Source organism: Streptomyces sp. NPDC093018, assembly GCF_040684035.1.
GTDB lineage: Bacteria > Actinomycetota > Actinomycetes > Streptomycetales > Streptomycetaceae > Streptomyces > Streptomyces murinus.
On record NZ_JBFBFF010000024.1, the window covers coordinates 91,847 to 111,411 of the forward strand.

Below are 19,565 nucleotides of genomic sequence, written 5' to 3' on the forward strand. Positions count from 1 at the left end.
GTCACGCCTTCTTGGACCGAATGGACATGGCGCCATCTGACTCGAGGTACACCTCAAAGTCCGACCGGTAGCGCTCGCGCCAGTCCGGGTCGTACGCGGTGAGAATCGCCTCTTCGTCGCTGTGCCCGCTTGCGTGCTCCAGGACCAACCTCGGCTGGCCATCGACATACATGTCGATCGGCGTGATCGGAGCGCTGGCGGTGAGAGGCATCTCAAACCAGGACGCCACTTCCTGAATGTGGTAACGCTCCGTGATCTCATCGCACAGCGCGAGCAAGCTGGCGAGTCTCCGGCGGTTCTCACCTGAGACTCCGCCAGCCCTGCGCCACTTTTGAACGGCAGGGACGCTTACTCCGATCATGCACGCTACATCGCGCCAGGCAAATCCCAGATCAGCGATCTCTTCAAGGAGCACCTTGGGCGCAAGCTTGCCCCTCTCACTGATGCGGTGCTGCCAGGACTGGAAGAGTACTTTCTGGTGCAGCTCACTCGTGCTCTCAGCCATGAACCTGCTGGTGCTGCGCAGGGAGCCGGCCTCCTCGGCAAGCTCATCCAGTTGGCTGGCGACTGTTGTAACCGGCTCAATCGGTTCGATGAGGTTGGATGACGGCACGGTCGTTGCCGGGGTGGAAAGTCGAGTTTCACTGGTCACGGCGTAGAACCTCCCGGCGGTACTTGTCGGTGATCAGCTGCTCGAAGAGAGCATGGGCATTCAGCGCAGCAGTGTCGTACCTGGACTCGATGCTGTCCCAGTCGAATGTCGGCGTCTCACCTTCCGGCGACCAGTAGCTATCAAGGTCGATAAGGTAGAAGGGCCCTGGGGGCGGAGTGGGACGTCGAAGGTCGCCGCTGGGATTCACCGCGTAACCCTCCAGGTTGCCGTGGCGAAGCACCACCCCCTCTTGCTGATCTCCGAAGACGGCCATGCCTTGCCATGATCGAGCAGGGCCAGTGGCGCCAGCCTCTAGGCCGGCGATGTTTGTAAGGTCTGGGCTGATCCACTGGGCCCAGTCTGCAGGCCCTTCAATGCCAACCCGCACCTCGTTGATGTATCGGACGCCAAGACGCGTCACACCATCGGCGGCTGCAACCTTCTGACGTGCATCGGCTGCGAGACGCAACAGCTCACGCAGCGCGCTGCGCCTCACGTACCGAGTTGTCTCGACAGCAATGGCGTCACGTCGGAACGTAATCGACGCAGTGTTGTCGCGCGTCATGTAGCGCGGGATGGGCGGTGTCTGTTCGTTGGTGACCCCCGCTGGCGTCACCGTCATGTTGACCGCACCCGGAGCCGGACGGGCGAGCGGAAACACCTCCGCGAGGTGACTCTTCAGAGCGGCCTGCTGGGCTTCACTCAGGGCGGCTGTGACCGGATGGCGGAGTTCGACGACCGCTAGTGTTAGCGGCGGATTCGGATAGATCTCGCGAGGCCCCATGCCTGTAAACTTACCGAGATGAAACCAAAACTACAACCGGTCCTGCAACCGACTCGCTACCCGCGTAAGTGATCGAGCGGCCATAACGAGACGGCATGCCACACACCTACATGAACCACCACCCTCTCTAGCTCCCATCCCGTCCGCCGTCGACCCACACACCGTGGAGCGGGCGTGGTTCATGGCGTCCAGGTGGAGCGCGCCACTGTACGAACGACCTGGACGCCATGGGCCGCGTCTGCTCGGCTTTGCCTGGGTCGACGGTGGACGGGATGGGAGCTCCCCCGCGCACGCCACAACGGACCCGAGGCCGGGAACGGCGCCCCCTCCATCCCGGTGCCGGCCGATCCCCCGCCGGAGGCATTGTTCTGACCTCACTGCCTCCGCAGCACCCCAACCCATCACGTCGTCCGCCTGGCCCCATCGGACACCGCCAACGACGGTTTCTCCGCTCAGGTGCTTCGGCTCGTCTTCGTGGTCTGCCGTCTTCCTGGTGGTGGTTCGGCTGCGGGCTCAGTCCTGGTTGGTGGAGGGGTGGGTGTCAGCGCTCGGTCCGGCGCATCGTCCCTGGCGGGCCAAAGCGTGAAGCGGGATCACCTCGGGGCAACTTGGTGGCGCGGGGCCGGGGCCGGGGCGGCGCGGGCCGGAGGCAGGAGCGGAGCCCCGAGTCCCGAGCCCGCGCAGGCCCGTAGGACGGGCCTGCGGGGTGTGATCTCGTAGCGGCGGCTGGAATAGCCGATTGGCCAGCGCGCCGGATGCCCGAAGGGGCAAGAGCCCCCACCCCGCTCACCTACCGGATCAAGAGCCCCGATGGCCGTGGACCTGCCGTTGCGATGAAGGTGTGGGTGGGAACTGCGCTGTCGCCGCCGCGGCTGCCCTGGTGTGGCAGGCCACTAGGACGTTGTCGTGCATCCGCTTCGAGCACTGCTCGGAAGGCACCTCGGACGCCCCCTCCCCCTTCCCCGCCCGAGAGGGCGGGGCTTGATGAGGTAGAGAAACCTGTAACAGCTCATGGCCGATACGGTTCTTGGCGCTGCTCACTCCTCCGTGGTGGTCTGGGATCAGAGGGCACGCGCGAGGGGGCAGGGTGCAGCCGTTACCGGATGACTTGGCACGGAACAGGCCGGGCGACGCGGTGCGCCGCAAGATCCGGGAGTTACAGCCGAACCCGGTGCTGAGGCTGATCGACCGCCGGCGCCCCGGCTCGGACATCCGTAGTTGGGCGGACGGGCTCGCCGGGGAACGCCTCACTGGACGCCAGTTGAGCAAGCTTCGGCGCCGTGGCTGGTTCACCCTCCACGCGATCCAATGGCCGAGCGGTGCGGACATCGACCACCTTGCCATCGGTCCCGCCGGCGTCTTCTCCATCAACTCCAAGCGGCACCTCGGAAAGACCGTCTGGTATGGCGATACTGCCGTCACGGTGAACGGCTCCCCGACCCGCCACATCGCGGTCAGCCAGTCCGAGGCCCGGCGTGTCTCGCGGGCCTTGTCCGCGCGCTGTGGAGTCGACGTTCCCGTCAGGCCCGTGATCTCCGTGGTGCACGCGGCGAAGCTCACGGTCAAGGGTGCTAACCCGCCGGTGCTCGTCCTGGCGGTCGAGCACCTCGGTCGGGTCCTGTCTGGACTGTCGCCGACGCTCCCGCCTGACCAGGTTGCGCGTATCTACAGCGTGGCGCGGGATGCCCAGACCTGGGCCGGTTGATCAGGCGTCGAAGTCGTACTCCAGTACGTAGGCGGCGGAGTCGAGAGTCATTTCGTTCACCTCGACCGGGCGCCCCTCGTCCGCGAACGCCGTGCGGCAAATCATGATCACAGGCGTCCCCATGGAGAGCTGAAGGCGGCTCGCCTCCTCCTGAGACGGCATCCGGGACCGGATCTCCTCGCGGAAGTGCACGGGCTTGTAGCCCAGCTCGGCCAGCCGGGCATACGTCCCGCCGGGTCCGGTGTCCTCCTGGGTGATCGCCGAACCTGCTACGAGATCAGCAGGCAGGTAGGACGTGGACAGCAGGACGGGCTTGTCATCCAGGACGAAGCGGCGGCTACGTACGCACACGGGTGCGTCTGCCTCGACGCCAAGCACCTGACTGATCCGTTCGGGTGATGCCGCCTCGTAGACCTGCGCCTGGTCGACCACCAAGGTGCGGTCCTCGATGTCCGCCGACCAAATGGACCGTCCCGAACCCCACTGATCGCGGGACAGCCGCTGAATGCCTCGCCGTCTGAGCGGCTTGAAGGCGCGGACGAACACGCCGGCACCCTTGCGGGACTCGGCAAGGCCCTCGTTCTGGAGCACACCGAGCGCCTGCCGGGCGGTCATGCGGGCCACCTCGTACGTGGCCATGAGGTCGTTCTCTCCCGGTAGCCGATCACCTGGGCCGTACTCGCCGGCCTGGATCGCTTCCCTCAGTTCGTCCGCGATGCGCTGGTACTTCGGCTGGCGTCCGCTGCCCTGGGTGGCCATGTGATCCCTCCTTTCCTCTCTAGACACCTTAGGGGCGTTCGCACGTTCGCCCCAACCGGCGGCTCGCCTCTGTAGCCCATCCGAAACCTCTCTAGAGATGTATTGACATCTCTAGAGAGGTGCAGTTCTATTGAGTCATCTCTAGAGAGGTTGCTCACAAGGGAGCGGCCGCAAAGGTGAGGGGACAGCTATGCCGTCGTTCAAGATCGACGTTTCGACCGCTGTGGTGTTCGTGGCGACCGCGCCGACGCCGAAGCTGGCCAACGCGAAGACGGGTGAGCGTGCGATGGACCGGGAGACCGGGGCGGGCCTGTCGACGGTGGGGCTGCTGGTCTCGGACGAGGGAGAGGGGAACCTGTATCAGGTGACGATCCCGGAGACGGGTCTTCCCGAGGGTCTGGCGCCGGGTATGCCGGTGAAGGTCGTGGGCCTGAAGGCGCGGGACTGGGAGAACGAGTTCAACGGGCAGAAGCGGCACAGCATCTCGTTCCGTGCGGTCGCGATCACCTCGGCGGTCTGACCATGACGGATCTGTCCATGGCTCTGGAGGCCACCGCAGGCTTAGCGGCCGTTGGCGGTGTCGGGTTCGCGAAGGTGCGTGCTCCTCGTGCGTACTGGGCGCTGGTGGGCCTGCCGGCGGCGCTGGCGCGGTTCGGGTACTCGTACCGGTCGACGATGGATGTGTGCGGGCTGACGGTGCAGCCGTCGGGTCTGCGGGCGTTCATGGCCCGGAACGTGGCCCGGCGTGAGGTGCAGCCCATTCCGCCGAAGATCCGCCGGGTGCGGGGCACGTCGACCGGGCTGCGGGTGACCCTGCGGCTCCCGGCCGGTCTGGAGCCCGCCGACGTGGCCGCCGCGTCCGAACGGCTGCGGCACGCGTGGGGTGTGCACTCGGTGACCGTGGCGGAGACGAAGCCGGGGTTCCTGGAACTGCGGATGACCGGCTATGACGTGCTGCGCCGGGTCCGGATGCCTCGTAATGCGGTGCCGCACGACATGGTCGTGCCGGTCGCCCTGCGGGAGGACGGGACTGCCTTCGAGCGGGACTACCGCAAGGCGCCGATGGCCCTCACGCTGGGCGCGAACCAGTCCGGCAAGTCCATGTACCAGCGCAACCTGATCAAGGGCCTGGCCCAACTCCCGGTCGCGCTGGTCGGGGTGGACTGCAAGCGCGGTGTCGAACAGTCCGGCTACGCGCCGCGCCTGTCGGCCCTGGTGACCAATCCGGACGACGCCGCTTCCCTGTTCGGGTTCCTGGTCGCGGAGATGGAGGACCGCTTCGACCTGCTGAGCACGGCAGGTGCCTCCGAAATCTGGGACCTGCCCGCTCCGCAGCGGCCGGTGCCCGTGATCGTCCTCGTGGACGAGGTCGCGGAACTCTTCCTGATCTCCTCGAAGAAGGACGAGGAGCGCCGCGAGCGGATCGTGACGTCGCTGATCCGGCTGGCGCAGATGGCTCGTGCGGTCGGGATCTACCTGGAGATCTGCGGTCAGCGGTTCGGCTCCGATCTGGGCAAGGGTGCCACCATGCTCCGGGCCCAGCTCACCGGCCGGGTCGTGCACCGGGTCAACGACAAGCAGACCGCCGAGATGGGTCTCGCCGACATCGCCCCGGACGCGGTCCCGGCCGCGAGTCTGATCCCGATGGAACGCCCCGGTACCGCCGTCGCGGCGGACACCTCCGGCGGCTGGTCGAAGATCCGCACCCCGGCCGTCACCCGTGACGAAGTGACCGCTGTCTGCCGTGACTTCGCGCACATGGTCCCGGACCTGCCGTTCCTCGAACCCTTCCGGCCCTGGGCGCCCGCTGAGGCGCCGGTGGACGGTCCGTCGCTGGTCAAGCCGCGACCGGTCACCGACTGACATCTCCTCCCTGTTCCACGGTCGGCGCGGCCGCACCTCGCGCCAGGTCCCTACCCCTGCCATGTCTGAATCGAAGGGAAAGATCACATGTCCAGCTACCGCGACCGCCGCGAAAGCCCTGCCCGCAGGGACAGCGACCTGACCGGACAGATCATCAACGCCACCATGGGCTACCTCAACGGCGGCGGCAACGTGGACGAGGAGTTCGCCCGCGTCGTCCTCGACGGCTGCACCAGCGGCAAGGGCAAGGACTACCCGCCCGAGGGTCACGGCTACCCGCGCACCGGTCGGTGACCACATGACTGCTCGGAAGAACAGCGCGCCTCGCTCGTCCCTCCGCCCGGACGCCGTTCTCGTTCAGGCCGTGATCGCTGGTGCGCTGTCCTTCGCCCATCTGCACGACCTGGCTGGAGCAGCTGGTCAGTCCGGGTGGAAAGCCTGGGCCTACCCGGTCTCCGTCGACCTGCTGTTGGTCGCCGCGTGGCGCCGACTGCGCAACGCCCGGCGTGACCGTTCGGCCTGGACCTGGTTCGTCATCGCCCTGGGCGCCTCGCTCGGCGCCAACATCGCCACCGCCGGACTCCTCGACCTGCACCAGGTGCCCGCTTGGCTGCGGATTCTCGTGGCCGGCTGGCCCGCCCTGGCCTTCCTCGGCGGCACTCTGCTCGTCCACTCACCCATCTCTACCCCGCCCCCCGGCCCTGCTCCGGCTGAGCCGGAAGAAGAACAGCCGGTCGTGCCGGAAGTCGAGATCGAGCGCTCCGACGAACCCTCGCCCACACCGCCTGCGGAGCTGGCTCCCGCGCCGGAACCGGCACCCGTGACGCCCGCGGCCCCTGTCCCGGTCGTCCCTGCGGCTCTGCTGGATCACGCCCGCAAGCTCACCGAAGCCCACCGGGCCTCCACCGGATCCGCGATGCCCGCCGACGTGCTCTCCGCACGCCTCGGCCTGCCCGAGGACATGACCCGTTCCATCGCCGCCCAACTCCAACTCGCCTGATTTAAAAGGGGATTGACCGTGACCGCTCGCCGCCGCTTCCGCGACGTGATCCGTATCGGCCCCGTCCAGGTCGCCACCTCCTTCGACGGCCGTGGCCGCGACAAGCACACCGCCGCCTGCACCGCCCCGCGCTGCGGCTTCTCCGCCGACTACGACAGCCGCGCCGCCGCCGAACTCGCCGCCCGCACCCACCGCTGCCAGATCTGAAAGGGGAGATCCCGACGTGAACGTTCCGCTCTGGCTCGCCATCGCCGCGATCGGCTACCTCGGCATCAAGCACGTCCGCCCGCCGTGGTGGCTCGTGGCCCTGCTCCTCCTCGGCGGCTACCTCGTCGCCCACAGCACCCTCGGCCCCGTCGTCGGCTCCTTCATCCACTAACCCGAAGGGAATCCCGCTGTGTTCACCCCGAAGTACCCGCCCAACGACACCGCCCCGACCCCGACCGTCATCCAGCCGCAGACCCTCACCCCGGCCCCTGCCCAGAGCCACGTCCCGGTCCCGGTCGCCCCGCCGGCCCCGGCCTCGAACCGGCCGACCGTCCAGCTCACCCCCGGCAGCACGCTCGCCCTCGTCGCCGGCGGAGGCGCCGCCGTCCTCGTCGTCGGCACGGTCCTGGTCTCCATGCTCCTCGCCGTCGCCGTCACCGGGGTTTCCGTCGCCGTGGTCGCGATCGTTCTGCGTCTGCTCGTCAAAGACCTCCACAAGGAGCGGTGACGGCATGGACACCCAACTGATCGCGGCCGGCTTACCGTCGCTGGGCTGGGCCGTGCACGGCGGACTGCTCCTGCGCCGTCTGGCCACCGCCCGCCGCGACCCCCTGACCGGCCTGCACACCCGCGCCGGCTGGACCATCCGCGCCGAACACCTGCTCACCAAGCACCCCGGCGCCCTGGTGATTCTGATCGACCTGGACGACTTCAAGGCCATCAACGACACCCACGGCCACGCCGCCGGCGACACGGTCCTCACCACGACCGCCCGCCGCCTGAGCACCTGGTACGGCCACCACGGCATCGCCGCCCGCCTCGGAGGCGACGAGTTCGCCGCCATCGTCACCAGCCCCGACCACACGGCCGACCTCGACGCCCTTCGCCAGGTTCTGGCTCAGCCCGTCGAACACGACGGGCACACCCTGCCGGTCTCCGCCTCCGTGGGCTCCTGCCACCGCACGGACCTGCCCGCGCCGTCCCTCACCGACGCCCTGTCCGCCGCCGACGCGGCGATGTACGCGGCCAAGGGCCACGGCCGACGCAACACCCACCACTGACCCCGAAAGGCCCCCCCATGGGCATCTTCAACCGCAAGGCGAACCCCGAGCCCGCCCGCAACGAGGAGATGGTCGAACTCGGCCGCGAGTACGCCATCGCCCGCCGCCACCGCGACACGAAGGCCATGAACCGGATCATGCGCCAGGTCGGCAACGACAAGGACGTCACGGACCTGAGCGACTTCCGCAGCGGCCAGGAGTCCTACGACTCCATCCCGCCCATCCCGCGCGCTCGCAACCGCCGCCGCTGAACGGCCCCGGGGCGGCTCTCTCGCCAAAGAACCGCCGCCCCGGCGCCTGCACCACTTCCAGGACCCAACGGACCCGAAAGGGAAGCCCCATCATGCCTCAGCACTCCCTGAACACGCCCATCTGCGGCGACTGCGACGGCTTCGCCACCGCCGCGATCACCGCCGGCACCCGCAACACCGACGGCACGCGCAACACGCTCACCGTCACCTGCCTGGCCTGTAAGGGCACCGGCCACACGGCCTCCGCCCAGGCGCTCGTCCGGACCGGGAAGTGACTGCCGTGGCGCTCCTCGACTGGCGCTCCGCCGAACACTTCGACTCCTCCGGCGACAAGCCGTGCGTCCTCTGCACCAAGCCCACCCCGCTCCGCTCCGACAACGGCAAGCCCGTCCACAAGGTGTGCGCGGAGCAGTGGATCGACGCCCACACGCCGCAGGAGGACGACAAGTGACCGCCACGAACCGTCGGCGTGTGCTCGATCTGTTCTCCTGCTCCGGTGGCGCCGGCAAGGGCTACAACCTCGCGGGGTTCGAGGTCGACGGCTGCGGCATCGCCGACCGCCCCCGCTACCCCTTCGCCTACCACCGAGGTGACGCGCTCGCATACCTCGCCCATCTGATCACCACCGGTGAGATCGGCCGCTACAGCCTCGTCCACGCTTCTCCGCCCTGCCAGGCCAAGAACACGTTGACCGTGGGCACCAACGCCTCGCGGGGTTGGGGTGGCGCGCACGTCGACCTGGTGGCACCGACCCGCGAACTCCTCGACGCGACCGGCCTGCCCTACGTGATCGAGCAGCCCAACGGACGCGCGCAGATCCGCAAAGACCTCTGCCTGTGCGGTGAGATGTTCGGGCTCGGCGTGCTGCGCCACCGCAACTTCGAACTCGGCCGCTGGGCCACCCTCAAGCCCACCCACCCCCGACACCGGGGCTACGTACGGGGCCACCGCCACGGCGTCCACCGCGACGGTCCCTACGTCGCCGCCTACGGCAACGGCGGAGGCAAGGCCACCGTGCCCGAGATGCAGCGGGCCATGGGCATCACCTGGACCGACGTGCGCGAGGAACTCACCGAGGCCATCCCGCCCGCCTACACCCGCTTCATCGGCCACGCCTTCCTGACTGCCCGTCAGGAGGTACTCGCGTGACCGACCCCGCCACCACGGCGGGCCTGGACCCGGCCACCCTCGCTGATGTGCTGAGGCTGGCCGGGTCCACCGGCTTCGACCGCATCCAAGACCAGATCCGCCGCACCGGCGGCTGCTCCGACCCCATCCACCTGCAAGGCTCCGTCGTCGTCCGCGACGCACACACCCACCACGTCCTGCACCGGTACTCGACCGACACCGAACCCGACGGACGCCTCCGGATCGCCTGCGGCAACCGCCGCGCCTCCCGCTGCCCCTCCTGCGCCTGGACCTACGCCGGGGACACCTACCACCTCATCCGCGCCGGCCTCGTCGGCGACTCCGTCAAAGGCACCCCGCACACGATCCGGGATCACCCCCGCGTCTTCGCCACCCTCACCGCCCCCTCGTTCGGCCCGGTCCACAACCGGCCCGGAAACCGGCCCTGCCGCTGCGGCACCCGTCACCCCGAGGACGCACCCGAACTCGGCACCCCCCCTCGACCCCGAGTCCTACGACTACGCGGGCGCGGTGCTGTGGAACAACCACGCCTCCGATCTGTGGCGCTACTTCACGATCTACCTGCGCCGCGAGATCGCCCGCCGAGCCGGCCTCACCCAGAAAGCCGCCCACGCGCAGTCCCGCGTGTCCTTCGGCAAGGTCGCCGAGTACCAGAAGCGCGGTGCCGTCCACTTCCACGCCGTCATCCGCTTCGACGGCCCCGAGGGACCCGACAGCCTGCCCCCGCCCTGGGCCACCCTCGATCTGCTCACCGATGCCATCCACGCCGCAGCCGCCCGCGTCGCGGTCGACGTCGACCCCGCCGGGGACCAGCCGGCCCGCGCCCTCAGCTGGGGCACCCAGCTCGACGTCCGCCCGATCCGCGCCTTCGGCGACGGCTCCGAGATCACCGAACAGGCCGTCGCCTCCTACGTCGCCAAGTACGCCACCAAAGCCGCCGAAACCACCGGCACCGTCGACCGCCGCATCGGCAACAAGGAAGCCCTGGCCCTGCTCGGCGTACCCGACCACCCCGCCCGGCTCATCGCCGCGTGCCTCGACCTCCACGCCCTCTATCCGGACCGCAAGCTCCGCGACTGGGCCCACATGCTCGGCTTCCGCGGCCACTTCTCCACCAAGTCCCGCAAGTACTCGACCACCCTGGGCGCCCTCCGCCAGGTCCGCACCGACTACCGCGCCGCCCAGCAACGAGCCGCTCTCGGCCTGCCCGACCCCGACGACGACACCGAGACCACCACCCTCACCCTCGCCCACTGGACCTACGCCGGCCACGGCCACACCCCCGGCGAATCCTGGCTCGCCGCCAACACCCGCCGCGACATCCAACACAACCGCGAAACCGCCCGCGAGGAACTACCGGCCCTGCTCCACCTGGAAGGGGCCACCACATGACCACTGCCACGCCCGAGCTGCTGACCGTGCCGGAGGTCATGGCGCGACTTCGCTTCAGCCGCTCGAAGGTCTACGACCTGATCCGTTCGAAGCGGCTCGCGTCGTTCACCGAGGGGCGGTGCAGGCGTATCCCCGAAAGTGCCCTTCGGGAGTACATCCGCGCACAACTTGAGGGGGTCTCGTAGTGCCTCCTCGCAAGCGAAATCCCAACGGCTCAGGCACCGTCACGAAGCGCGCTGACGGCCGGTACCAAGCGGCGGTGTACGTCCCCCAGCCGGACGGCACCACGAAGCGGAAGTACGCGTATGGCAAGACCTATGACGAATGCGACGCCAAGCGCCGTGAGCTGATCGACCGGTCCAACGGGGGAATCCCCACCCCGACACGGGACATGACCTTGGGTCAGTGGTTCGACTATTGGCTCGAAGTCGTCGTGAAACCGAACCTTGCGGTGAACAGCTATCGGGCATACGAGACTGCCGTGCGTCACCACCTGCGTCCGCGCCTGGGCTCCAAAGTCATGGTCAAGCTCGGCGTCAAGGAACTGCGCGGGGTCATACAGGCGCTCGCGGAGGACCAAGGGGCCAAGACCGCCAAGCGCGCGCTGCGGGTCCTCTCAGCGGCTCTCACGGCCGCGATGGTCGAGGACATCGGCCTGACCCGTAATGTGACGAAGCTCGTCCATGTGCGCGCCTCCGCAGACAGCGGTAAGAGCTGGGACGCCGTGACCGTGCTGCGCTTCCTGGCAGCCGCCCGGCGCTCCACTCCGTACTACCCGACGTTCCTCCTGCTCTGTCTCCTGGGCCTGCGCCGGGCCGAGGTGTGCGGGCTTCGCTGGGAGAACGTCGACCTGGACAACCGAACCATCTGGGTGGAACAGCAGCGGCAACGAGCAAGCGCCGGCACCATCGACACGGACCTTAAGACCGACACGTCCAAGGCCCCCTTGCCCCTGCCCGCACAGTGCATCGCGCCGTTGCGCTGGACACGGATGCGCACGGCCATGCTGCGGGAGCGGGCGATCAGCAGGGGACGGTTCTGGTTCGAGGATCCCGACGGCCACGTCTTCGTCACGCGTACCGGCCGGCCGCTCTCGCCGGATCATCTCTACCTGGTGTTGCAACGGATAGTCAGGGCAGAGGGGTTGGGCAAGATGAATCCGAAGGGGCTTCGCAAGTCCTGTGGCACCTTGCTGGTCCACCTCCGAGTTCACCCGCGCATCGTCAAGACGATCCTTCGGCACAGCCGGATCGCGACGACCATGGACATCTACGCTGAGGCTCTGGACCCGGACGTCGTTGAGGCCGTGGGGCAGCTCGATCGCCTGCTTCGGCAGCCGGCTCGCCTGCGGGAACTGGAAGCCTCTTCGGCCCTGGAATCCGCCGCTTGATGTAGGCCGCTGATGTCACGGCTCCTCTCCCCGCGCATCGTCGCTGGTAGAGGGGCCGTTGCCGTTGATCAGGCTGGGAGCATCCCATTCTCGTAACGACGGCAGAGGCGCAGGTGAGCAGGCTCACTGGCCTGTGACGATAGTCGTACGGGACCGTCACTGTCTGCCCCCGGCCGTCTCGCGGAGCGCCCCGCGGCGCCGGATCCAGGCCCGGCGCCGCGCTCCGGTCAGCCGGCCGCCGCCTCGCGCGCCCGCTTGCAGACCCCCGCGAGCGCCTCGCCCGACACCGGCGTGACGGCACCCTCCTCGGTGACGATGGCCGTCACCAGCTCGGGCGGGGTCACATCGAACGCCGGGTTGTACGCCTGCGTCCCCAACGGTGCCACCGGGATCCCACCGCCGGGCCCCGTGATCTGCGCCTGCGGTGCCATCACCTCGGTCACCTCGAAGCCGGGACGCTGCTCGACCTCGATGGACGCGCCGTCCAGGGTGTCCGGGTCGATGGTGGTCAGCGGCGCCACCACGATGAACGGCACCCCGTGGTGGCGCGCGAGCACGGCGAGCGGGTAACTGCCCACCTTGTTCGCCACCGAGCCGTCCGCCGCGATCCGGTCCGCCCCGATCAGCACCGCGTCCACCTCACCCGCCGCGAACAGCGAGCCCGCCGCGTTGTCGGTGAGCAGGGTGTACGCAATCCCGTTGCGGGCCGCCTCGTACGCCGTCAGACGCGCGCCCTGGAGCAGCGGACGCGTCTCGTCCACCCACAGCCGCCGCAGCCGCCCCACGCGGTGCGCCGCGAGCGCCACCGCGAAGGCCGTGCCCTCCCCACCCGAGACCAGTGCCCCGGTGTTGCAGTGGGTGAGGATCCGGTGCCCGCCGCCGGGCAGCAGCTCGTCCAGCAGCGCCAGACCGTGGGCCGCCATCCGGGCACTGGCCTCGGCGTCCTGCCGGTGCAGCGTCCGCGCGGCGGCCAGCGCCGACCCGGCCGCCGCGGCCGGGTCGCCGCCACGGGCCAGCTCCGCCTCGTACGCGGCCCGCGCCCGGCGCACCCCGACGGACAGGTTCACCGCGGTGGGCCGGGCCTCCTCGATGGAGCGCGCCGCCTCGGGCACGTCGAAGCCCCGCGCGGCGGCGAGCGCGACGCCGTACGCCCCCGCGATACCGAGCAGCGGCGCCCCGCGCACGGCGAGCGAACGGATCGCCTCCACCAGCGCCGACGCGTCCGTGCACACCAGCTCGACCTCCTCCGCGGGAAGCCTCGTCTGATCGAGAAGGACCAGTACAGGACCTTCGGGTGGTTCCTCCCATCGGATCGCCGGTATCCCGGACGGCCGTTCGTCCCCGCCGCTTCGTGCCTGATGATCAGCCATGCCGTCAGTCTGCCCCGGACACGACGGCCAACTGAAGACATCCGGCCCGTACCTCGCCCGGACCCGACTTGACCACGCCATGGCACGATATCCACCAACCTGCCGCCGCGACCGCGGACGGGCACCGAGAAGGAGCTCCGATGACAGACACTCCGGGCTGGGCCTCGCCCGGATCCGACCCGACGCCCGAGGGACGGGAACCCGGCGCGTCCGACACCGCCGACCAGCCCGCAGACGGCTCCGGCGCACCCGCGCCGCAGCCGGGCCCGCAGCCGCAGGGCCCAGGCGCGCAGTGGTCCGGCCAGCAGCCGCCACCCGGCCAGTGGTCGACGCCCACCGGTGCCCCCCACCAGGCCCCGCCGCCCGGCCCGGGCTGGGCCGGACCGCGGCCCGGGGCACCCGGTGGCGGCTACGGAGGCCCTCCTGGCTACGGCGCCCCCGGCTACGGGGCGCCCCACGGATACGGAGCCTGGGGCGGCGGCTGGGGCGGTCCCCCGCCCGCGGCCAAGCCCGGCGTCATCCCGCTGCGCCCGCTCGGCGTCGGCGAGATCCTCGACGGCGCCGTCTCGACCCTGCGCACCTACTGGCGCACGGTCCTCGGCATATCCCTCGCGCTCGCGGTGGTCACGGAGGTCATCGCGGTCCTCGTCCAGGGCTACTTCCTGAACAGGACCGTCGAAAAGACGTCCCTCGGCGACCCGACCATGCCGCCCGCCGAGGCGCTGCGCGTCATGGGCGAGTCCTTCCTCAGCTCCATCGTCCTGGGCCTGATCACCCTGATCGGCACCCTCATCGCCACCGCGATGCTGACCAGCGTGACCAGCCGCGCGGTCCTCGGCAGGCCGGCCACCCTGGGCGAGGCATGGCGGGAGGCCCGCCCGCAGCTGCTGAAGCTGTTCGGCCAGATGCTCCTGCTCGGTCTCCTCGGCCTCGGCGTCATGCTCGTCGCCTCGGTGCCCGGCGTCATCGGCTTCCTCGCCGGCGGCCGGGTCGCCGGAATCGCGCTCCTGGTCCTCGGCTTCGGCGCCGGGATGGTCGTACTCATGTGGCTGACGGTGCGTTTCTCGCTGGCCGCGCCCGCGCTGATGCTGGAGAAGCAGGGCATCCTGCACTCCCTGCGCCGTTCCGCCAAGCTGGTGCACGGCTCCTGGTGGCGCATCCTCGGCATCCAGCTGCTCGCCGGACTCATCGTCGGTGTCGTCAGGGTGGTCATCTCGATCCCCTTCACCGTCATCGCCCTGATCACGAGCGACGACGGCCTGTCCGGCCTGCTGGGCCAGGGCGGCGGACACCTCAGCTGGACCTTCCTGGTGATCGTCGGCATCGGCGCGGTGATCGGCACCACCATCACCCTGCCGATCTCCGCCTGCGTCACCGTGTTCCTCTACATCGACCAGCGCATCCGGCGCGAGGGCCTCGACCTCGAACTGGCCCGCGCCGCCGATGTCCAGGGCACCCCCGCGCCCGTCGGCGCCCCCGGCCCGGTCCCAGGGAGCTGACCGGGTGCTCTTCACGGGGGGATCGCTCACGGCGCCGGGTTCGCCCGGCGCCGTGGCCGCAGTCGTACACGGCCTGCTGCGCGGCTCGGGCACGTCCGTCCTCGCGGTCGGCGGCCCCGGTGACACACCGCCGGTGACCGTCCCGCGCGACCCCGCCCGCGAGGCGGCCCGGCGCGAACTGGCCAAGCGCATGTACCACGAGAACGACCCCAGCCTGTTCGAGCGCGCCCTGAAGGCGTTCTGGAACTGGCTCGACGACCTGTTCGGCAGCGCCGCCGGACCGACCCCCGGCGGCGCGATCGGCCTCCTGGTCGTGATCCTCTTCGTCCTCGCCGTGCTGGCCGCCCTGTGGTGGCGCCTGGGCACCCCGCGCCGCCGCCCGGCCCGCACCGCCGCCGTCCTGTTCGACGACGGCCCGCGCAGCGCCGCCGAACACCGCGCGGCCGCCGAGGCACACGCCGCCCAGAGCCACTGGAGCCAGGCCGTCCAGGAACGCATGCGCGCCGTCGTCCGCTCCCTGGAGGAGCGCGCCGTGCTCGACATCCGGCCGGGCCGCACCGCCGACGAGGCCGCCGCCGAAGCCGGCCGCGCCCTGCCCGCGCACACCGGCCGACTGCGCGCCGCCGCCCGGGAGTTCGACGACGTGACATACGGCGGACGCGCCGCGAGCGAGCAGTCGTACCAGCGCCTCACCGAACTCGACCGCGACCTGGAACGCGCCAGGCCCGCCCACGCCGACAGCGCGGCCGCCACGGCCCACAGCAGCCAGGGGGCCGCCGAGTGACCACCGAGGCCGCGGCGCCGACCGCCGCCACCTCCACCGCGCCCACGGCCCGCACGGTGTGGACCCGGACGCGAGGCATCGTCCTCGCCGCCGTCCTGCTCCTGGCCGCGGCCGTCGCCATCGCCGCCGTACGCTCCACCGAGCGGCACGGCCGGCTGGACCCGCGCTCCGCCGACCCCTACGGCAGCCGCGCCGTCGCCCAGTTGCTGGCCGACCGCGGGGTCACCACGCGCGTGGTCACCACGCTGCGCGCCGCCCGCGCCGCCGCGGGCCCCGACACCACCCTCGTGGTCGCCGTCCCCGACCGGCTCACCGACGGTCAGCAGAGCGAACTGCACCGGGCGACCGCACCCTCCGGCGGGCGCACCGTCCTCGTCGCGGCGAGCGGCTGGTCCATCGGCCGGCTCGCCCCCGGGGTCAGCGCCGACCCCGCCGACAGCCTCGGCTCCACCCTGGCCCCCGCCTGCGCCCTGCCCGAGGCCCGGCGCGCGGGCAGCGCCGACACCGGCGGCGTCCGCTACACCACCACCCGGCTCGACGCCGACTCCTGCTACCCCAGCGCACGGCTCGCCACCCTGCTGCGCGTCCCGGCCGCCTCCGGGGGCGACACCGTCGTGCTCGGCGCCCCCGACATCCTCTACAACGACCGCCTCGACAAGCGGGGCAACGCCTCGCTCGCCCTGCAACTCCTCGGCTCCCGGCCCCATCTGGTCTGGTACCTCCCCTCGCTCTCCGACACCCCCGCCGCCGGCGACGACGACGACGACAAGAGCTTCTTCGACCTGATCCCCTCGGGCTGGTCCTGGGCCACCCTCCAGTTGTTCATCGCGGCCGTGCTGGCCGCCTTCTGGCGGGGACGCCGCTTCGGACCCCTGGTGCCCGAGCGGCTCCCCGTCGCGATCCGCGCCTCCGAGACCGCCGAAGGCCGCGCCCGCCTCTACCGCAAGGCCAACGCCCGCGACCGCGCCGCCGCCGCGCTGCGCGCCGCCGCCCGCACCCGCCTCGCCCCGCTCGTCGGGGTGCCCGTGGCCCAGGCGCACGCGCCCGAGGCCCTGCTCCCCGCGCTGTCCGCCCATCTCGCCGCAGACGGACAGGACTTGCGCCCCCTGCTCTTCGGGCCGCCACCCGGCGACGACACGGCCCTGATCGCACTCACCGACCAACTCGACGCCCTCGAAAGAGAGGTACGCCGTTCATGACGGACCCGACCACCGACAACGCCGGGCTCACCAAGCTCGCGGGTGACCCCCGCGCCTCCCTGGAGTCCCTGCGCGCCGAGATCGCCAAAGCCGTGGTCGGCCAGGACCCCGCCGTGACCGGCCTCGTCGTCGCCCTCCTGTGCCGCGGGCACGTCCTGCTCGAAGGCGTCCCCGGAGTCGCCAAGACGCTGCTGGTGCGCGCCCTCGCGTCCGCCCTCGAACTCGACACCAAGCGCGTCCAGTTCACCCCCGATCTGATGCCGAGCGACATCACCGGCTCCCTCGTCTACGACACCCGGTCCGCCGAGTTCTCCTTCCAGCCCGGCCCGGTCTTCACCAACCTCCTGCTCGCGGACGAGATCAACCGCACCCCGCCCAAGACCCAGTCCTCCCTCCTGGAGGCCATGGAGGAGCGCCAGGTCACGGTCGACGGCACACCCCGTCCGCTCCCCGAACCGTTCCTCGTCGCCGCGACGCAGAACCCGGTCGAGTACGAGGGCACCTACCCCCTCCCCGAGGCCCAACTGGACCGGTTCCTGCTCAAGTTGACGATCCCGCTGCCCTCCCGCGAGAACGAGATCGACGTCCTCACCCGCCACGCCTCGGGCTTCAACCCCCGTGATCTGCGCGCCGCGGGCATACGTCCCGTCGCCGGACCCGCCGACCTGGAGGCGGCCCGTGCCGCGGTCGCCGGGACGACCGTCTCCTCCGAGATCACGGCCTATGTCGTCGATATCTGCCGTGCCACCCGCGAATCCCCCTCCCTCACCATGGGCGTGTCCCCTCGTGGGGCCACGGCCCTTCTGTCCACCGCTCGTGCCTGGGCCTGGCTGACCGGCCGGGACTACGTCATCCCGGACGACGTCAAGGCCCTCGCCCTGCCGACGCTGCGCCATCGCGTCCAGCTGCGCCCGGAGGCGGAGATGGAAGGCGTGACGGCCGACTCGGTCATCAACGCCGTCCTCGCCCATGTCCCGGTTCCCCGCTGATGGCGCTCACCGGACGCGCCGCCCTGCTCGCGGCCCTCGGCTCCCTCCCGGTCGGCATCCTGGAGCCGGGCTGGACGGGCATCCTCGCGGTCAACGGCCCGCTGGCCCTGGCCTGCGCCTGCGACTTCGCGCTGGCCGCGCCCGTACGACGCCTGGTCCTGAACCGCTCGGGCGACACCACCGCCCGGCTCGGTGAAGCCGCGGATGTGACGCTCACGGTCGCCAACCCGTCGCGACGGGTGCTGCGGGCGAAGCTCCGGGACGGCTGGCCGCCCAGCAGCTGGCTGTCCGGGACGGAGGTCGAGTCGTCCCGGCACCAGCTGACCGTGCCTTCAGGTGAGCGCAGACGGGTCACCACCCGGCTGCGTCCCACCCGCCGGGGTGACCGCCAGGCCGACCGTGTGACGATCCGCTCCTACGGCCCCCTCGGGCTGTTCTCCCGCCAGGGCGCCCATCGGGTGCCCTGGTCTGTACGGGTTCTGCCCCCGTTCACGAGCCGAAAGCATCTTCCGTCGAAACTCGCTCGATTGCGTGAACTCGACGGTCGTACAAGCGTTTTGACGCGCGGTGAGGGAACGGAATTCGACAGCCTTCGCGAGTACGTTCCCGGTGACGACACCCGCTCGATCGACTGGCGGGCCACCGCTCGGCAGTCCACGGTCGCCGTGCGCACCTGGCGCCCCGAACGTGACCGCCGCATCCTTCTCGTGCTGGACACCGGTCGCACCTCGGCGGGCCGGCTGGGCGACGCCCCTCGGCTGGACGCTGCCATGGACGCGGCGCTGCTGCTCGCGGCGCTCGCCTCCCGGGCCGGCGACCGCGTGGACCTGCTCGCCTACGACCGCCGGGCACGCGCCCTGGTCCAGGGCCGCTCCGCCAACGAGCTGCTGCCCTCCCTCGTCAACGCGATGGCCACGCTCGAACCGGAGCTCGTGGAGACCGACAGTCGGGGCCTGACCTCCATGGCGCTGCGCACGGCGCCCCGGCGTTCCCTGATCGTCCTGCTCACCACGTTGGACGCAGCGCCGGTGGAACAGGGACTGCTCCCGGTACTCCCCCAGCTCACGCACCGCCATACGGTCCTGGTCGCCGCGGTGGCCGACCCGTACATCGCCGACATGGCGAACGCCCGGGGCAGTGCGGAGTCGGTGTACGAGGCCGCGGCGGCGGCCCAGGCGCAGAACGAACGTCAGCGCACCGCCGACAAGTTGCGCCGGCACGGTGTCACCGTGGTCGACGCGACCCCGGAGGATCTGGCGCCGGCCCTGGCGGACGCGTATCTGGCTCTGAAGGCGGCGGGTCGGCTGTAAGCGGCCGCCGATTCGCTGCCCTTCTGGGTGCCACCGTGCCGGAAACTGTCCCTGAAAACTGTCCTTGAACGCAGAAAACCCCCGCACCATCGGTGCGGGGGTTTCCCTAAAAATTGTTCGGCGGCGTCCTACTCTCCCACAGGGTCCCCCCTGCAGTACCATCGGCGCTGAAAGGCTTAGCTTCCGGGTTCGGAATGTAAC

The 19,565-nt window shown here is 70.4% G+C and carries 24 protein-coding genes, 1 rRNA gene and 1 pseudogene; 21 read left to right on the plus strand and 5 right to left on the minus strand.

Going from position 1 to position 19,565, the window contains the following annotated elements; all coding sequences use genetic code 11:
• Position 1: 1 nt before the first annotated feature.
• Both AB0N90_RS34900 and AB0N90_RS34905 read right to left on the minus strand, forming a co-directional pair.
• A complete protein-coding gene (locus AB0N90_RS34900; protein WP_365203220.1) occupies positions 2-652 on the minus strand; it encodes a hypothetical protein in 651 nt (216 codons plus the stop codon).
• On the minus strand, positions 642-1,436 hold the full coding sequence (locus AB0N90_RS34905) for a TIGR04255 family protein (protein WP_365203222.1): 795 nt from the start codon (positions 1,434-1,436) through the stop codon (positions 642-644). The genes AB0N90_RS34900 and AB0N90_RS34905 overlap by 11 nt, the downstream gene beginning before the upstream one ends.
• Before the next feature lie 1,135 nt (positions 1,437-2,571).
• Between AB0N90_RS34905 and AB0N90_RS34910 the strand changes: the two genes are divergently transcribed.
• Positions 2,572-3,141 (plus strand): nuclease-related domain-containing protein, encoded by a 570-nt coding sequence (locus AB0N90_RS34910; protein ID WP_365203223.1) that lies wholly within the window; start codon positions 2,572-2,574, stop codon positions 3,139-3,141.
• On the opposite strand, the gene AB0N90_RS34915 is transcribed toward AB0N90_RS34910, so the two are convergent.
• Positions 3,142-3,900, minus strand: a complete 759-nt coding sequence (locus AB0N90_RS34915) for a GntR family transcriptional regulator (RefSeq protein ID WP_365203225.1) — start codon at positions 3,898-3,900, stop codon at positions 3,142-3,144.
• 190 nt (positions 3,901-4,090) lie between these two features.
• On the opposite strand from AB0N90_RS34915, the gene AB0N90_RS34920 reads away from it, so the two are divergent.
• The 15 genes and pseudogenes from AB0N90_RS34920 to AB0N90_RS34990 all read left to right on the plus strand — a co-directional run bounded on the left by AB0N90_RS34920 (position 4,091) and on the right by AB0N90_RS34990 (position 12,213).
• Positions 4,091-4,420, plus strand: a complete 330-nt coding sequence (locus AB0N90_RS34920) for a hypothetical protein (protein WP_365203227.1) — start codon at positions 4,091-4,093, stop codon at positions 4,418-4,420.
• A gap of 2 nt (positions 4,421-4,422) precedes the next feature.
• Entirely contained in the window at positions 4,423-5,763 is a 1,341-nt protein-coding gene (locus tag AB0N90_RS34925; RefSeq protein ID WP_365203229.1) for an FtsK/SpoIIIE domain-containing protein, read from the plus strand.
• An 87-nt stretch (positions 5,764-5,850) separates the two neighbouring features.
• Entirely contained in the window at positions 5,851-6,057 is a 207-nt protein-coding gene (locus AB0N90_RS34930; RefSeq protein WP_365203231.1) for a hypothetical protein, read from the plus strand.
• 4 nt (positions 6,058-6,061) lie between these two features.
• The gene (locus AB0N90_RS34935) at positions 6,062-6,763 is read left to right on the plus strand and encodes a DUF2637 domain-containing protein (RefSeq protein WP_365203232.1); all 702 of its coding nucleotides are present in this window, start codon (positions 6,062-6,064) and stop codon (positions 6,761-6,763) included.
• 18 nt (positions 6,764-6,781) lie between these two features.
• Positions 6,782-6,970 carry a mobile element transfer protein gene (locus tag AB0N90_RS34940; protein ID WP_365203234.1) on the plus strand — a complete coding sequence of 63 codons (189 nt, stop codon included), beginning with the start codon at positions 6,782-6,784 and terminating at the stop codon, positions 6,968-6,970.
• A 16-nt stretch (positions 6,971-6,986) separates the two neighbouring features.
• Positions 6,987-7,142 (plus strand): hypothetical protein, encoded by a 156-nt coding sequence (locus AB0N90_RS34945; RefSeq protein WP_232989168.1) that lies wholly within the window; start codon positions 6,987-6,989, stop codon positions 7,140-7,142.
• A gap of 18 nt (positions 7,143-7,160) precedes the next feature.
• On the plus strand, positions 7,161-7,478 hold the full coding sequence (locus tag AB0N90_RS34950) for a SpdD protein (RefSeq protein ID WP_365203235.1): 318 nt from the start codon (positions 7,161-7,163) through the stop codon (positions 7,476-7,478).
• A gap of 4 nt (positions 7,479-7,482) precedes the next feature.
• Positions 7,483-8,031 carry a GGDEF domain-containing protein gene (locus AB0N90_RS34955; RefSeq protein WP_365203237.1) on the plus strand — a complete coding sequence of 183 codons (549 nt, stop codon included), beginning with the start codon at positions 7,483-7,485 and terminating at the stop codon, positions 8,029-8,031.
• Positions 8,032-8,048: 17 nt separating this feature from the next.
• Positions 8,049-8,282: a hypothetical protein gene (locus tag AB0N90_RS34960; RefSeq protein ID WP_365203239.1), complete on the plus strand. Its 234-nt coding sequence runs from the start codon at positions 8,049-8,051 to the stop codon at positions 8,280-8,282.
• Positions 8,283-8,374: 92 nt separating this feature from the next.
• Positions 8,375-8,557, plus strand: a complete 183-nt coding sequence (locus tag AB0N90_RS34965; RefSeq protein ID WP_365203241.1) for a hypothetical protein — start codon at positions 8,375-8,377, stop codon at positions 8,555-8,557.
• Positions 8,554-8,733 (plus strand): hypothetical protein, encoded by a 180-nt coding sequence (locus AB0N90_RS34970; RefSeq protein WP_365203262.1) that lies wholly within the window; start codon positions 8,554-8,556, stop codon positions 8,731-8,733. Before AB0N90_RS34965 ends, AB0N90_RS34970 begins: the two co-directional genes overlap by 4 nt.
• Complete coding sequence (locus AB0N90_RS34975) at positions 8,730-9,431, plus strand: DNA methylase (protein WP_365203243.1); 702 nt, start codon at positions 8,730-8,732, stop codon at positions 9,429-9,431. Before AB0N90_RS34970 ends, AB0N90_RS34975 begins: the two co-directional genes overlap by 4 nt.
• A gap of 47 nt (positions 9,432-9,478) precedes the next feature.
• Positions 9,479-10,823, plus strand: a pseudogene (gene repSA, locus AB0N90_RS34980) (replication initiator protein RepSA).
• Positions 10,820-11,008 carry a helix-turn-helix domain-containing protein gene (locus tag AB0N90_RS34985; RefSeq protein ID WP_361526764.1) on the plus strand — a complete coding sequence of 63 codons (189 nt, stop codon included), beginning with the start codon at positions 10,820-10,822 and terminating at the stop codon, positions 11,006-11,008. The pseudogene repSA and the gene AB0N90_RS34985 overlap by 4 nt, the downstream one beginning before the upstream one ends.
• A 74-nt stretch (positions 11,009-11,082) precedes the next feature.
• Positions 11,083-12,213, plus strand: a complete 1,131-nt coding sequence (locus AB0N90_RS34990; protein ID WP_365203245.1) for a tyrosine-type recombinase/integrase — start codon at positions 11,083-11,085, stop codon at positions 12,211-12,213.
• Between the two features lie 227 nt (positions 12,214-12,440).
• On the opposite strand, the gene mtnA is transcribed toward AB0N90_RS34990, so the two are convergent.
• The gene (mtnA, locus tag AB0N90_RS34995) at positions 12,441-13,583 is read right to left on the minus strand and encodes an S-methyl-5-thioribose-1-phosphate isomerase (RefSeq protein ID WP_365203246.1); all 1,143 of its coding nucleotides are present in this window, start codon (positions 13,581-13,583) and stop codon (positions 12,441-12,443) included.
• A gap of 140 nt (positions 13,584-13,723) precedes the next feature.
• On the opposite strand from mtnA, the gene AB0N90_RS35000 reads away from it, so the two are divergent.
• The 5 genes from AB0N90_RS35000 (at position 13,724) to AB0N90_RS35020 (ending at position 19,364) form a co-directional block, all read left to right on the plus strand.
• Positions 13,724-15,082: a hypothetical protein gene (locus AB0N90_RS35000; RefSeq protein WP_365203248.1), complete on the plus strand. Its 1,359-nt coding sequence runs from the start codon at positions 13,724-13,726 to the stop codon at positions 15,080-15,082.
• 73 nt (positions 15,083-15,155) lie between these two features.
• Entirely contained in the window at positions 15,156-15,866 is a 711-nt protein-coding gene (locus tag AB0N90_RS35005; RefSeq protein ID WP_365203261.1) for a DUF4129 domain-containing protein, read from the plus strand.
• On the plus strand, positions 15,863-17,065 hold the full coding sequence (locus tag AB0N90_RS35010) for a DUF4350 domain-containing protein (RefSeq protein ID WP_365203250.1): 1,203 nt from the start codon (positions 15,863-15,865) through the stop codon (positions 17,063-17,065). Before AB0N90_RS35005 ends, AB0N90_RS35010 begins: the two co-directional genes overlap by 4 nt.
• The gene (locus AB0N90_RS35015; protein WP_365203251.1) at positions 17,062-18,054 is read left to right on the plus strand and encodes a MoxR family ATPase; all 993 of its coding nucleotides are present in this window, start codon (positions 17,062-17,064) and stop codon (positions 18,052-18,054) included. The genes AB0N90_RS35010 and AB0N90_RS35015 overlap by 4 nt, the downstream gene beginning before the upstream one ends.
• Positions 18,054-19,364, plus strand: coding sequence for a DUF58 domain-containing protein (locus AB0N90_RS35020; RefSeq protein WP_365203253.1), 1,311 nt, complete (start codon positions 18,054-18,056; stop codon positions 19,362-19,364). The genes AB0N90_RS35015 and AB0N90_RS35020 overlap by 1 nt, the downstream gene beginning before the upstream one ends.
• Before the next feature lie 115 nt (positions 19,365-19,479).
• Here AB0N90_RS35020 and rrf read toward each other — a convergent pair.
• Positions 19,480-19,565: ribosomal RNA gene (gene rrf, locus AB0N90_RS35025) — 5S ribosomal RNA — on the minus strand; the annotation flags it as partial.

Bases quoted from the DNA above. Each gene is read 5' to 3' on its own strand.
- AB0N90_RS34955 (WP_365203237.1), top strand. From the start codon at position 7,483: ATGGACACCCAACTGATCGCGGCCGGCTTACCGTCGCTGGGCTGGGCC.
- AB0N90_RS35000 (WP_365203248.1), top strand. From the start codon at position 13,724: ATGACAGACACTCCGGGCTGGGCCTCGCCCGGATCCGACCCGACGCCC.
- AB0N90_RS34920 (WP_365203227.1), top strand. From the start codon at position 4,091: ATGCCGTCGTTCAAGATCGACGTTTCGACCGCTGTGGTGTTCGTGGCG.
- mtnA (WP_365203246.1), bottom strand. From the start codon at position 13,583: ATGGCTGATCATCAGGCACGAAGCGGCGGGGACGAACGGCCGTCCGGG.
- AB0N90_RS34905 (WP_365203222.1), bottom strand. From the start codon at position 1,436: ATGGGGCCTCGCGAGATCTATCCGAATCCGCCGCTAACACTAGCGGTC.
- AB0N90_RS34925 (WP_365203229.1), top strand. From the start codon at position 4,423: ATGACGGATCTGTCCATGGCTCTGGAGGCCACCGCAGGCTTAGCGGCC.
- AB0N90_RS34965 (WP_365203241.1), top strand. From the start codon at position 8,375: ATGCCTCAGCACTCCCTGAACACGCCCATCTGCGGCGACTGCGACGGC.
- AB0N90_RS34985 (WP_361526764.1), top strand. From the start codon at position 10,820: ATGACCACTGCCACGCCCGAGCTGCTGACCGTGCCGGAGGTCATGGCG.
- AB0N90_RS35020 (WP_365203253.1), top strand. From the start codon at position 18,054: ATGGCGCTCACCGGACGCGCCGCCCTGCTCGCGGCCCTCGGCTCCCTC.
- AB0N90_RS34960 (WP_365203239.1), top strand. From the start codon at position 8,049: ATGGGCATCTTCAACCGCAAGGCGAACCCCGAGCCCGCCCGCAACGAG.
- AB0N90_RS35015 (WP_365203251.1), top strand. From the start codon at position 17,062: ATGACGGACCCGACCACCGACAACGCCGGGCTCACCAAGCTCGCGGGT.
- AB0N90_RS34930 (WP_365203231.1), top strand. From the start codon at position 5,851: ATGTCCAGCTACCGCGACCGCCGCGAAAGCCCTGCCCGCAGGGACAGC.
- AB0N90_RS34915 (WP_365203225.1), bottom strand. From the start codon at position 3,900: ATGGCCACCCAGGGCAGCGGACGCCAGCCGAAGTACCAGCGCATCGCG.
- AB0N90_RS34935 (WP_365203232.1), top strand. From the start codon at position 6,062: ATGACTGCTCGGAAGAACAGCGCGCCTCGCTCGTCCCTCCGCCCGGAC.